This is a genomic window from Psychrobacillus sp. FJAT-21963, assembly GCF_001420585.1.
Classification (GTDB): Bacteria; Bacillota; Bacilli; order Bacillales_A; family Planococcaceae; genus Psychrobacillus.
On sequence record NZ_LJIY01000009.1, the window covers coordinates 45,438 to 57,603 of the forward strand.

The following is a 12,166-nucleotide window of genomic DNA, read 5'->3' on the forward strand; positions in this document are numbered from 1 at the left end:
AAGTGTCCATCAAAAAAGACATTGGGCTTATCTAATTATTTTTCACTATCAGTAGTTGTATCTGCTTCTTCTTCAGTTGTACCTTCTTCAGCAGGTGCGTCTGAAGCATTTAAAAATTGATCTAACGCAGTTTTTAAGTCTTCATCTTTAATTTTGATATCAGCGTCTTTCATCATCTTCGAAACTTTAGTCAACAATGTAGAAGTATCTGCTTTTTCAAGCTTTAATTGTTTCTCAAGTTCTGCTTTTTTATCTTCATATGATTCTTCGATTGTACGCTTGTCCGTTACTTCAATAATGTGGAAACCATGTTGTGATTGGACTGGATCACTAATTACATTTTTTTCTAATGCAAATGCAGCTTCTTCAAATTCTGGTACCATTGCACCTTTACCAAACCAACCTAATTCTCCACCAGATTGTTGAGCTGCCGGTTCAGTAGAATATTCTTTTGCTACTTCAGCAAAGTCTTTGCCTGATTCTAGTTCACTTTTTACTTTTTTAGCAGTTGCTTCATCTGCAACTAAAACGTGGCGAGCGTTAATTTCGTTTTTAATATTTTCATATTTTGCCTTAACTTCTTCTTCTGTAACGTCTACATCTTCAATTAAAGCTTTTTCTTGCAGTAAGTTAAGTTCTAAGTACTTTTTATATGATTCTTCTGTATAACCTTGTTGTGCGATCATAGCTTCGAAGTTTTCGCCTAATTGCTCTTTGTCAGCTTTCAATTGAGCGTCTACTTCTTTTTTAGTCACATCATACTTAGAATCAAGTACTTTTTCGATCATAAGAAGTTGAAATGCTTGGTCTCCAATAGATGATTTCATTTCTTCATATAGATCGTTTTGCGTGATATCTCCAACTTTTGAAGTAGCAATTACTTCACTGTTATCTGCAGAATCATTGCTACATGCTCCTAATGCAAGGACTGATGCTGCAAGTGTAAATGACAATACTGTTTTTTTCATTTTTTTCTCTCCTAACTTCTTCGTGTTGCAGTAGTTACTATAACATAAACGAAATAAAAACAAAAATAGTTCCCATTCATTTGCCTACCGATTTTTTTCAAAATCGCATAGGATACATTGAAAAGGAGGTGTTCAAAATGGGAGGACAATATAATGGTGGTTACAACAGTGGCTCTGGCTTTGCTTTGATTGTTGTGTTATTTATTCTTTTAATCATTGTAGGCGCAGCGTTCATCTACTAATGAAAGGGCGGACTAAGATCGTTAAAAACGATCTTGGTTCTTCTTTTCATCCTTTTTTTTTTATTAAAAGAAATGACCCAGCATCATTTACATGATTTGGGTCAATTTTTTCTTTTTCAAATAAGAAAGTATTAAATGTTTTACAAAGTAAATGTCCAGTCGCCGTTAGCTCGATGTCAAATGCCAGTTTGCTCCTGCAGAAAGCTCGTCGCAGAAAACAGTCATTTGATTGTCGCTGGCTTCTTTCACTTTTCTTATACTGTATAAACTAATTCCACATAGAAGCTTACAAGAAGTATCGTAATCAATATATTAATGGTACGAAAAATCTTTGGGTGTTTTTCTTCTGGAATTTCTTTTGACATTACTAAAGCGAATGTCATTCGATTGATTTGTATTAAGTAAAATGCTGAGAATAGAATCAACGTAAATATAATCATGTCTAGTCTCCCTTCATATACTAGTAAGCATATCAAAGAAGGAACATAGTTTACAAGTAGTAGATATTGTTAAGGTTGGGCTGGAGCCACTAATATCTCATAACCAGCATCTGTTTCTTCAATAAGTGCTGTTTTAGGTGACTTACTTAAATTTTTTACATAAATTAAATCTATTAAACAAATTCCACAGTGATAAGCTAATAACATAGTAAAGTAATGAGCAAACATAGGAACTAATAAAGCAGCGATGACTAAGGATAGATTAAGAAATATAAACGGTGCTAACAATGAAAAAATAAATCTATTCTTATTAATTGGTTCAATCACACGCAAATTAACGATTGGCAAAAAGCCATATTGCTTAATAATTAAAAATTTTACTTTTTCTCTATAACGAAAAAGAGGAATATAGTGTAAAAGTTTATGAATTGGATAGATACTTAAAAATGTAAGTAAGAATACCCAAAAGTAATCATCGGATTTGGTGGAATCATTAATAATTCCTAACAAAACATATGCGACAGAAAAAACAGTTATAACGAGCAAAGAAGATAAAAGAAAAAGACGATCTAAGCCGTATTGTTTTTTCACATTAATTGTTTTCCAGCAATGCAAGTGTATGCATCTCCTATACGTAAGTGAATATCTTTCAGATACATACAATACGATGTTTCCTTGTAAAAAGCAATAGGGAATATATTAAAATTTATATAGCGCTTTCATCCCTTGATGCAATTACATTGTTTGTGAATGTTTCATCAATATTTTTAATAGAACGCTCGAATATTTCCATAAAGTCATCCCCATATATATTACGAATGACAGCCATCACATCCATAAATTCAGGGAATTTGCCATACAGCTCCTTCATCGGTATAGAACCTTCGATTACAGAGTGGGGTGTATCATGATAATTGTGATACATTTCTTCTAATAATGTTTTTCCTTTTGGAGTCACATCTACATATGTGTTTCGTTTGTCTGTATCTCTCTTAGAAAAGGAAAGAAGTCCTCGTTCTTCTAGTTTTTTTGAGAAGTTAAAAGCGGTAGAAACATGCATTACTCCAAATTTTGCTACGTCCGAAATAGTCGCTCCTTCTAAATGATACGATATCCATAGAATATGATGTTCATTAATGTTTAAGTCATAGGGTTTTATCCATATTTGCCAATCTTTTTCTACAGCTTTCCAAAGTGCTTTGGAAAGCTGAGCAATTCGTTGACTATAAAGCATTGCTTCTTTCATCGTATAAAACTGTTCTGTCATGTCCAACCCTTCTTTCTCGATTCTTTTCTTTCGAACATTATAGCAAGAAAGTATGTATGTGGAAATATAATATTATTCNATAATTTTATAAAAAAAGAGAAATGCGTTTAATCATGAAGTTGACTAAATGCATTCCTCTTTTTTTAATTTACTACCTTCTCTTTCGGTTTTGGAAGTGTTCTTTCTAATTCTTCGATTGCTTGTTGGATGGAACTAATTTCTGCTTGGAGTTGATGCTGAAGTGGAGTGGTTTCGCGCTTCCATTCAGTGATATCCTTTTTAAGCCCCTGGATTGTTTCAGGCACTACTTCCTTTGACTCTTTACTTAACCGGCTTATTGAACTTTTTAAATCTTGTAATTTTATTTTAACTTCCGCAAGCTTGTCCTTATAATCCAGTGAAGTTGTTTTAATGGAAGATCGAAGCTGACTACCTGATTGTGGAGTCGAAAGAAGCACGGAAACCGAACCTGCGATTGCACCAGTAGCAATCCCTATTAAAAATTGTGAAACTTTCATTTCATCACCCCTTTATATGTATTATTCCTCTCCTTACAATAATTAAAACATAATTTACTGTACAAAAAAAGCTTTCCTATGAAAAGGAAAGCTAGTAATTTAAGCTGTTAAGGCAGTTTCAAATTTTGAGCGTTTTATTAACTTTCCAATTATCGGATAAATAATGAAGAATGCAACCGCATTTATAGCCACTGCAGGGAGTACAACTAATACAAATAATTCTCCAAATAATGCACTAGCTCCAAAAACGAAAATTGCACTTGATAAAAATACTGTTCCAGATACTAGCGTTCCTACACATGTTAGCACAATTGCAACAGGTAATTTTTTTGCATATTTACTAAGTAATAGTACTAAACCGAAGAAAACAAACGCTGTTACGCTTTTATCAATCACGTTTGGAATAAATCCTCCTGGGAATGTAGAAAACAATCCCGAAATGATTCCAGTAGAAATTCCAAGTAAGAAAACGCTTTTAACCTCTGGAAATAATAATATACTGATAAACATCATTGTTAACATGAAATCTGGTTTCATCCCACCATTAAATCCTGGGATAACAATATAAAGAACTGCACCTACACCTACTAATAGGGACATTAATACTAAATTTTTTGTATTCAATTCTCATCTCTCCTCAGCTTTTCTAAGCTCTATTTGTAAGATTCCTCTAACGTATCCTCTTGACCACTAGCAAGAAACTTACCTAGATTGTAATTCTTTTCGAATCTAAATGCAACAACTAATTGTTTAGCTTTTCATATACCTCTTTCGCTAAATCTTGGATAATTTCAGGTGAATATGTTTTTTCTTTTGTATTCCATGTTGCACGGAACCCGTCTGTTTGGTCGTATCTAGGAATGAAGTGTAAATGGAAATGAAATACACTTTGTCCTGCAGGCGCACCGTTATTGTTTAGTAGGTTCATTCCTACTGGGCCATATGCATCTTTTAAAGCAGAAGCGATTTTAGGAACTACTTTAAATAGATTACTTGCTTCTTCTTCTGATAAATCATACACATTTTCTTTATGGTTTTTTGGTATTACAAGTGCATGGCCTTTTGTCAAAGGCATAATATCCATAAAGGCGTAAACATGCTCATCTTCATAAATTTTTGCGCTAGGAATAGAACCATCAATTATTTTGCAAAAAATACATTCACTCATGAAAAAACCTCCTATTCATTCTTACGATGAGTTTACCATATAATATATAGATTGGGGTGGATGAAAGAAGATTTTTCCTATTAGCTTTGGTAAACTATTTATTAGAGATGAGGTGCAGAAATGACAGTATTAGAAGTAAATAATGTGACAGGCGGCTATACAAGGAAGCCGGTTTTACATGATCTAACTTTTTCGATTGGTAAAGGAGAATTAGTTGGATTAATTGGATTGAATGGAGCAGGGAAGAGTACAACTATTAAGCATATCATTGGAACAATGAACGCTGCACAAGGTGAGATTCGATTAAACGGAAAAACGATGAAAGAAGACCCAGAAATATACCGTTCTTCTTTTTCTTATATTCCAGAAACACCTGTGCTATACGATGAACTAACATTAATGGAGCATTTGCAATTGACAGCTATGGCTTACAACTTAGAACCATCTGTATTTGAGGCACGAAAGGAATCTTTGTTAAAAGAGTTTCGTATGGAAAAAAGGCTTAACTGGTTTCCTTCCCATTTCTCTAAAGGAATGCGTCAAAAAGTTATGATAATGTGTGCTTTTTTAGTGAGTCCATCATTATATATTATCGATGAACCATTTGTGGGACTAGACCCATTAGGAATACAATCACTCCTAGATCAAATGAAAGCAAGAAAAGATGAGGGAGCATCCGTACTTATGTCGACGCATATATTATCTACTGCAGAAAGATATTGTGATCGAATTTTACTTTTACACAACGGGAAAATTAGAGCACAGGGGACAATGGATGATTTGCGGGCTGTTTTTAATATGCCATATGCGACATTAGATGATTTATATATCGAAATGACGAAGGAACAAAACGATGAAAAACTTGCGTGAAGTATGGAATAAACGGTTTGTTTTTTATATAAATGAGTTGCAGAAATACTTAAAGTTTATAGCAACTGGTCATATTGCGGTTGTCTTTGTTTTTGCAATTGGAGCAGCAGGATATGCCTATAGTGAATGGTTAAAAACAGCCCCAACCGATTTCCCGGCTTTTTTACTCGTAGCTTTTGTATTGAGTTTGTTTTTAGTGATAAGTCCCCCTGTCACATTAATGAAACATGCCGATGGTGTTTATTTTCTTCCTTTGGAGACAAAACTACCCGATTATTTAAAGCTTGCTTTAAGATGGACATACTTTTCAAGTGTCTTTGTTTCTATCGCAGTTTATGTTGTTTCAATTCCTTTGCTAACTAAAATAGGCGGTTTATCTAAAAATGAGATTTTCAATTTATTTTTAATTTTACTTGTACTAAAAAACTGGAGCATTCAAGTGGAATTTAATTACCGATGGGCTTCAAATGGTAAGTACGTTTGGATAGATCGTTTTGTAAGATTTCTTTTAATATTCTCCGTATTTTACTTTCTCATGAGTGGTTATTATATAGTTTCAATTGGAGCAGTTGTAATTGGGGTGATATACCTCATAGTTTGGCAAAAGAAAAAGAAAGAGATTGCATATCCATTTGATCATTTTATAGAAGTGGAACAATCCCGAATGATGCGTTTTTATCGATTTGCCAATATGTTTACTGATGTCCCACATATTAGAGGTAAAAAGAAAAGAAGAAAATGGCTGGATGGCTTTTATAAACTTGCACCATTTGCACAAAAAAATGCTCAGTTATATTTAGTGTTGCGTACGTTTATTCGAACAGATGATTATTTTTATTTATGGGTTCGATTGACCTTTTTATCTGTAGTAGGCGCTATTTTTATTCCTTTCCCAATCGTTGCGATTATTTTCACTGGTGCTTTAGCATTTGCCTCGGTCATTCAGTTAAAACATGCACTTCTTTCAGGACAAGAATTTCGAATGGATTTACTATTTCCAATAGATTCGAATGCTAGAAAAATAGCTGTAAATAAGTTGCTTCGCATCATACAATTTGTACAGGCATTATTTGTCTTGTTAGCGATCTTAATTTTTTCAGAATACACTAACCTCATGCTATTAGTGCCACTAGCGATATATGTAATATCTGAAATAACACTTCGAATGAGTAAGCAATAAAAAGAAGGCTGTCGTCACGGACAGCCTTCTTTTTATTTTTGATAATTTATTGCAGCGGTTCCTAACGTTTTAGCTGCGATTAGCATGGCACGTTCATCAAAGTCAAACTTTGGACTATGGTGTGGGAAGACTTCACCTTGAGGCATAGCCCCCGTGAAGAAAAATGTTCCAGGAATGTTCTCTAAATAATAGCCAAAATCTTCGCCAATCATGAGGAGCTCAGATTCTTGAACCTTTTCAACTCCGGGAATTTCATTTGCTATAGATGCTAGAAATTCTGTTTCTGATTTATGGTTAATAACTGGCGGATACCCTCTATCGAAGTTAAATGAGTATGTACAGTCGGCTGTCAGACATGTTCCCTTAATAACACGTTCTAGTTCATTTTCCATCAAATCACGAACTTCTGCATTAAAAGTACGCACTGTACCAGCAAGTTTAACAGAATCTGCAATAATATTGAATGCATTTTCGGCTACAAAAGAACCAACTGATAGAACAGCAGCTTCTGTTGGATTTACTCTTCTAGAAACTAGCTGTTGCAAGTTTACAACTAACTGAGAAGCAACTAAGATTGCATCCTTCGCTTGATGAGGATTGGCACCATGACCACCTCTACCTTGAATAGTTATATGAAAACGGTCGGCAGCTGCCATAATAGGTCCGGATTTATATTCAATTGTGCCAAGGGGGGTTAATGACCACAAATGCGTACCGAAAATAACGTCGACACCTTCTAAACAGCCTGCATCAATCATCGGTTTAGCTCCACCAGGCGCATATTCTTCCGCATGTTGATGAATAAAAACAAATTCACCAGATAATTGGTCCTTCAATTCATTGATTGATCGAGCGAGAATAAGTAGTGTGGCAGTATGTCCATCATGTCCGCAAGCATGCATTACTCCGGCAACTGTTGATTTGTATGGGACATCCTTTTCATCTTGTATTGGAAGTGCATCAAAGTCAGCGCGTAGTGCAACTGTTTTACCAGGAAGTGCACATTTAACTCTTGCTACAACTCCATTCCCACCAACATTTGCTTGAAAAGGAATTCCTAATTCTGTGTAAAAGTCTTGAATATATTTTGCTGTTTTTGTTTCTTGAAAGGATACCTCAGGATGCATATGTAAGTAACGGCGAATTGAAACCATATCGTTAAAAGAGTTCTCTAATTTGTTTAATAATTCTTCTGTCAAAATCCTCGCCCCCGTTAATTTCTTTTTGTTATATTATAACAGAAAAAAAGAAGCTTTCATCTCAAGCTTCTTTAGGCAATGATTTATAGGTAGATACATAAGGGGCACTTGTGAAAATCTTTTGCTTATCTGCTACATGGTCAAAATTTAATGGATTTGATTTTTTCCATACTTCAAAACTATTTGGTCCAGACCATTCTGTTAAAATAATATACGTGTCAGACTTCAAGGGCTTCAGTACACGAAGAGCGATAAAACCAGGCTCTTTTTCAACTGTTTCAGTTAATTTGGTATACTGATATTCAAATATAGGACGTCCTTCATCGGAAAGAGGTATGTGTTGCAAAACGAAATACCCTTTTTCGGAAAACCTACCATAAGACTCTAGAATTTCATATTTACGTGGTACTTGGAAAACAGACTTGCCAGAAGTTTCATGAATCAGAACAGAGTTACCTACACCATGCAAAAGAAACAAATCTTCTTTTGGATGCTTCTTTTTAATTGAATCCATAAATTCGGGTGTTCCAGATGTTATATAAAAGTTCATATAATTAACCTCCACTTTCTTTATTGGTAATACTTTTCCCCTTAAAGTCAAATTAAAAACTCTATTTCAAAATAAAGACTGGAAATGCAGGACAAATTTATGACAATTACATTATATTTATATACAATAAGCAAGAGAACGTCTATAGTTGAGACGTATATTGAACAGGGTACAGTTATATAGAAGAAAGGTAGGAAAAGGGAATGTCAACTTTTAATGATACAATACTACGTGCAGCTCGTGGAGAAGCAGTAGATCACACACCAGTATGGTATATGAGGCAGGCTGGCCGTTCACAACCAGAGTATAGAAAAATTAAAGAAAAATACTCGTTAGAACAGATTACGCATGAGCCTGAGTTATGTGCCTATGTAACACGTCTTCCAGTAGAAAATTATAATGTGGATGCAGCTATACTATATAAAGATATCGTAACTCCTCTAACTGGAATTGGAGTAGATGTAAAAATAAAAGCGGGTGTTGGCCCTGTCATTTCGAATCCGATTCGAACTGTGCAAGATGTGTATAATCTTGGGGACCTATCACCAGAAGATGATGTACCTTTTGTTTTAGAAACGATTAAACTTCTAACAACGGAACAATTAAATGTTCCACTAATCGGATTTGCAGGTGCACCTTTTACATTGGCAAGTTACATGATTGAGGGTGGCCCTTCGAAAAGTTATAACAAAACGAAAGCATTTATGGTTTCTGAATCTCAAGCATGGTTTGCTCTAATGGACAAGCTAGCTGATATGATCATTGTTTATATCAAAGCACAAGTCAAAGCCGGAGCTAAAATGATACAAATTTTTGACTCTTGGGTTGGAGCTTTAAACGTAGCAGATTATCGTATTTTCATTAAACCAGTAATGACACGTATTTTCAATGAGCTTCGTGAGACAGGTGTTCCTTTAATAACGTTTGGTGTTGGAGCTAGTCACTTAGCAATGGAATGGCATGATTTGTCGGTGGATGTAGTCGGAATCGACTGGCGTTTATCTATTGAGGAAGCTCGTGCTAAAGGATTAACGAAAACGCTTATGGGGAACCTAGATCCTTCTTATCTGATTGGAGATTGGGCAGAAATCGAAAAACGTGCAAAAGTTATTGTAGAACAAGGAGTAGCAAATCCAGGACATATCTTTAATCTTGGACATGGTGTATTTCCAGAGGTAGATCCGGACACGCTGAAGCGCTTAACAACTTTAGTACATGAATATAGTAAAGAATTGATTGCAGCAAAATCTAACTAAACTATCTTGAGGTGATACGAATGAAAAAAACAATGGGATTACTAGTAATGGCATATGGAACACCATATGAGGAAGCAGATATAGAACGCTACTATACACATATCCGTCATGGACGTAAACCAAGTGAAGAGCAATTGGCCGATTTAACTGGTCGCTACAAAGCAATCGGAGGAATTTCTCCACTTGCTAAAATTACAGAAAACCAAGCGAAAGGTCTTTGTGAACGTTTAAATGAAATTCAAGATGAAATTGAATTTAAATTATACATTGGATTAAAGCATATTGAACCTTACCTAGAAGATGCTGTGTCTGAAATGCACAAAGACGGTATTACAGAAGCAGTTTCCATGGTATTGGCTCCTCACTTCTCAACATTCTCGATTAAATCGTATAACGGTCGAATTAAAGAAGAGGCAGAAAAACTTGGCAACTTAAAAATTACCTCCGTTGAAAGCTGGTATGACGAGCCTAAATTCATACAATATTGGACTGAAAAAGTAGGCGAAGCATTTGCGGCGATGTCTGAAGAGCAACGTGAGAAAGCTTGCTTAATCGTTTCAGCGCATTCTTTACCAGAAAAAATTAAAGAGCTAGGCGATCCATACCCAGATCAATTGAAAGAAACTGCTGACTTAATCGCAAAAGCAGCTGGCGTGAAAAACTATGCTGTTGGCTGGCAAAGTGCGGGACAAACTCCAGAACCATGGATTGGTCCAGATGTACAAGACTTAACACGTGAATTACATGAAGAAAAAGGCTTCACAACATTCGTTTACACTCCAGTTGGATTTGTAGCAGAGCACTTAGAAGTGCTATACGATAATGACTACGAATGTAAAGTAGTTTGTGACGAAATCGGCGCAACCTATGTTCGTCCAGCTATGCCGAATGCACAACCTCTTTTTATCGATGCAATGGCAGACGTCGTATTAAAACACTTAAAAGCTTAATCATAGAAAGCCTCTAGCATAGTTCTCGCTAGAGGTTTTTATATTGTTCGAAAAAAGTATCTCAGAAAATCTCTGGGAATCTCAGAAAATCCCGGGAGTATTTCAGAAAATCTCGAGGGATCTCAGAAAATCTCATACGGATCTCAGAAAATCACGTGAGTATCTCAGAAAATCTTGAAGTATCTCGGAAAATCTCTGAGTATCTCAGAAAATCTCTGGGAATCTCAGAAAATCCCGGGAGTATCTCAGAAAATCTAGGAGTATCTCAGAAAATCTCGAAGTATCTCAGAAAATATCTAGGTATCTCAGAAAATCTCGAAGTATCTCAGGAAATCTCGGAGTATCTCAGAAAATCTCGAAGTATCTCAGAAAATCTCGGAATATCTCAGGAAATCTCGGAGTATCACAGAAAACCTCGAGTATCACAGAAAATCTCCGGGAATCTCAGAAAATCTCGAGGGATCTCAGAAAATCGCGTGAGTATCTCAGAAAATCTTGAAGTATCTCGGAAAATCTCGAGCGTATCTCAGAAAATCTCTGAGTATCTCAGAAAAACCCGGGCCAATCTCAGAAAATCCCACTTTTCTTCCGATATACTGTTTTTTTTCCATGATTGATGCTCTGTAAATTGCACTTCTTCAACATATAGTATGCTTCATGTGAAGAAGATAAACCGAAAAAGTCTTTGCATTCGGCAGTAGTGATAGAATCTTTAATTAATATAAAATAATCATCTATATTATGTGCAATAGGATTACGATCAACAGCTTTACAATTGGTGCATTTCCATGTTTTATTAGTTATTTTACATAAGGATTTCCCACAGTTTTTGCATAGCAATCCTCTAATGAGAGTTTCAGGATGTATATTCCATCTTTCACAAAGAGGTTTTTGTTGAAACGTACTTCGCCTCAATTGTATTTTCTTAATTACTTCCTCAAATTGAGAAGTGTTTATGCTGTCCTCTATATTATTAAGATTTTGAATATATAGAGGGAGATTTTTACGAAAGAAAATAGGTTCGCCTGGGGGTACATTTTCTAATATGACACGATTAGAAGAATAAACAATTGCTTTAAATATAGGGAGAGGCAATTGCATTTGCCCAATAGCGTGTATATGTCTATTGATTTGCGTGATTGGGCATTCGAAGGGTGTTCTTACTCCATCCAGGTTCCGTATAACCTGTCCTTTATGTGGTTGAAAAGTAATCGTTCCAACCATATTTTTCACTTCAATAATGAGTAAGTATTTTTTGGTAACAATAAGCGTATCTAACTGAATGTAAAGATAATCATGGATTTTCAACTGAAGGTCAGTAAAAATGTACAGGTCTTTTGGGAAACTTACTTCCAAAATACTGCGGTCTACTAGTTGTTCTCCAGCAAAACCTGCTTCTATTTTATTTAATTGTTCACATATTTCATTTGTCTTTGGATGTGAGGTGTGAAGTCTAATGAGAAGTCGATTTGATGCTATGTGGGATTGCGGAGGATTTCGAGAAATAATTGATATCAGCCCCTTTTTTATTAGCGTATCAGACAAATAAATTATCTCC

Annotated in this window: 15 protein-coding genes; 5 read left to right on the forward strand and 10 right to left on the reverse strand. The window is 35.2% G+C overall.

Features of this window, described 5'->3' with window-relative positions:
* Nucleotides 1-35: 35 nt before the first annotated feature.
* On the reverse strand, nucleotides 36-968 hold the full coding sequence (locus tag AN959_RS16805; protein WP_056832439.1) for a peptidylprolyl isomerase: 933 nt from the start codon (nucleotides 966-968) through the stop codon (nucleotides 36-38).
* Between the two features lie 137 nt (nucleotides 969-1,105).
* On the opposite strand from AN959_RS16805, the gene AN959_RS20815 reads away from it, so the two are divergent.
* A complete protein-coding gene (locus AN959_RS20815) occupies nucleotides 1,106-1,210 on the forward strand; it encodes a YjcZ family sporulation protein (protein WP_082355134.1) in 105 nt (34 codons plus the stop codon).
* Nucleotides 1,211-1,464: 254 nt separating this feature from the next.
* Here the strand turns inward: AN959_RS20815 and AN959_RS16810 are convergent, their stop codons facing one another.
* The 6 genes from AN959_RS16810 to AN959_RS16835 all read right to left on the reverse strand — a co-directional run bounded on the left by AN959_RS16810 (nucleotide 1,465) and on the right by AN959_RS16835 (nucleotide 4,603).
* The gene (locus tag AN959_RS16810) at nucleotides 1,465-1,650 is read right to left on the reverse strand and encodes a hypothetical protein (protein WP_053588336.1); all 186 of its coding nucleotides are present in this window, start codon (nucleotides 1,648-1,650) and stop codon (nucleotides 1,465-1,467) included.
* Nucleotides 1,651-1,719: 69 nt separating this feature from the next.
* Nucleotides 1,720-2,265 carry a DUF3267 domain-containing protein gene (locus AN959_RS16815; protein WP_053588337.1) on the reverse strand — a complete coding sequence of 182 codons (546 nt, stop codon included), beginning with the start codon at nucleotides 2,263-2,265 and terminating at the stop codon, nucleotides 1,720-1,722.
* 91 nt (nucleotides 2,266-2,356) lie between these two features.
* On the reverse strand, nucleotides 2,357-2,917 hold the full coding sequence (locus tag AN959_RS16820) for an HTH-type transcriptional regulator Hpr (RefSeq protein WP_056832441.1): 561 nt from the start codon (nucleotides 2,915-2,917) through the stop codon (nucleotides 2,357-2,359).
* 143 nt (nucleotides 2,918-3,060) lie between these two features.
* Complete coding sequence (locus AN959_RS16825) at nucleotides 3,061-3,435, reverse strand: YtxH domain-containing protein (protein WP_056832444.1); 375 nt, start codon at nucleotides 3,433-3,435, stop codon at nucleotides 3,061-3,063.
* 99 nt (nucleotides 3,436-3,534) lie between these two features.
* Entirely contained in the window at nucleotides 3,535-4,059 is a 525-nt protein-coding gene (locus tag AN959_RS16830; RefSeq protein WP_056832446.1) for a tryptophan transporter, read from the reverse strand.
* A gap of 118 nt (nucleotides 4,060-4,177) precedes the next feature.
* Nucleotides 4,178-4,603, reverse strand: coding sequence for an HIT family protein (locus AN959_RS16835; RefSeq protein WP_056832448.1), 426 nt, complete (start codon nucleotides 4,601-4,603; stop codon nucleotides 4,178-4,180).
* A gap of 120 nt (nucleotides 4,604-4,723) precedes the next feature.
* Between AN959_RS16835 and AN959_RS16840 the strand changes: the two genes are divergently transcribed.
* Together AN959_RS16840 and AN959_RS16845 are read left to right on the forward strand one after the other, a co-directional pair.
* Nucleotides 4,724-5,473, forward strand: a complete 750-nt coding sequence (locus AN959_RS16840; RefSeq protein WP_053588342.1) for an ABC transporter ATP-binding protein — start codon at nucleotides 4,724-4,726, stop codon at nucleotides 5,471-5,473.
* Nucleotides 5,457-6,653 carry an ABC transporter permease gene (locus AN959_RS16845; RefSeq protein ID WP_056832451.1) on the forward strand — a complete coding sequence of 399 codons (1,197 nt, stop codon included), beginning with the start codon at nucleotides 5,457-5,459 and terminating at the stop codon, nucleotides 6,651-6,653. The genes AN959_RS16840 and AN959_RS16845 overlap by 17 nt, the downstream gene beginning before the upstream one ends.
* Before the next feature lie 32 nt (nucleotides 6,654-6,685).
* Here AN959_RS16845 and AN959_RS16850 read toward each other — a convergent pair whose 3' ends face one another.
* A complete protein-coding gene (locus tag AN959_RS16850) occupies nucleotides 6,686-7,852 on the reverse strand; it encodes a M20 family metallopeptidase (protein WP_056832452.1) in 1,167 nt (388 codons plus the stop codon).
* 61 nt (nucleotides 7,853-7,913) lie between these two features.
* The gene (locus AN959_RS16855) at nucleotides 7,914-8,402 is read right to left on the reverse strand and encodes an antibiotic biosynthesis monooxygenase (protein WP_056832454.1); all 489 of its coding nucleotides are present in this window, start codon (nucleotides 8,400-8,402) and stop codon (nucleotides 7,914-7,916) included.
* Nucleotides 8,403-8,605: 203 nt separating this feature from the next.
* On the opposite strand from AN959_RS16855, the gene hemE reads away from it, so the two are divergent.
* Both hemE and hemH read left to right on the forward strand, forming a co-directional pair.
* Nucleotides 8,606-9,658 carry a uroporphyrinogen decarboxylase gene (gene hemE, locus AN959_RS16860; RefSeq protein ID WP_056832456.1) on the forward strand — a complete coding sequence of 351 codons (1,053 nt, stop codon included), beginning with the start codon at nucleotides 8,606-8,608 and terminating at the stop codon, nucleotides 9,656-9,658.
* Nucleotides 9,659-9,678: 20 nt separating this feature from the next.
* Entirely contained in the window at nucleotides 9,679-10,608 is a 930-nt protein-coding gene (gene hemH / locus AN959_RS16865; protein ID WP_056832458.1) for a ferrochelatase, read from the forward strand.
* Between the two features lie 567 nt (nucleotides 10,609-11,175).
* On the opposite strand, the gene AN959_RS16870 is transcribed toward hemH, so the two are convergent.
* Nucleotides 11,176-12,153: a nuclease-related domain-containing protein gene (locus AN959_RS16870; protein ID WP_056832460.1), complete on the reverse strand. Its 978-nt coding sequence runs from the start codon at nucleotides 12,151-12,153 to the stop codon at nucleotides 11,176-11,178.
* Nucleotides 12,154-12,166: the final 13 nt, after the last annotated feature.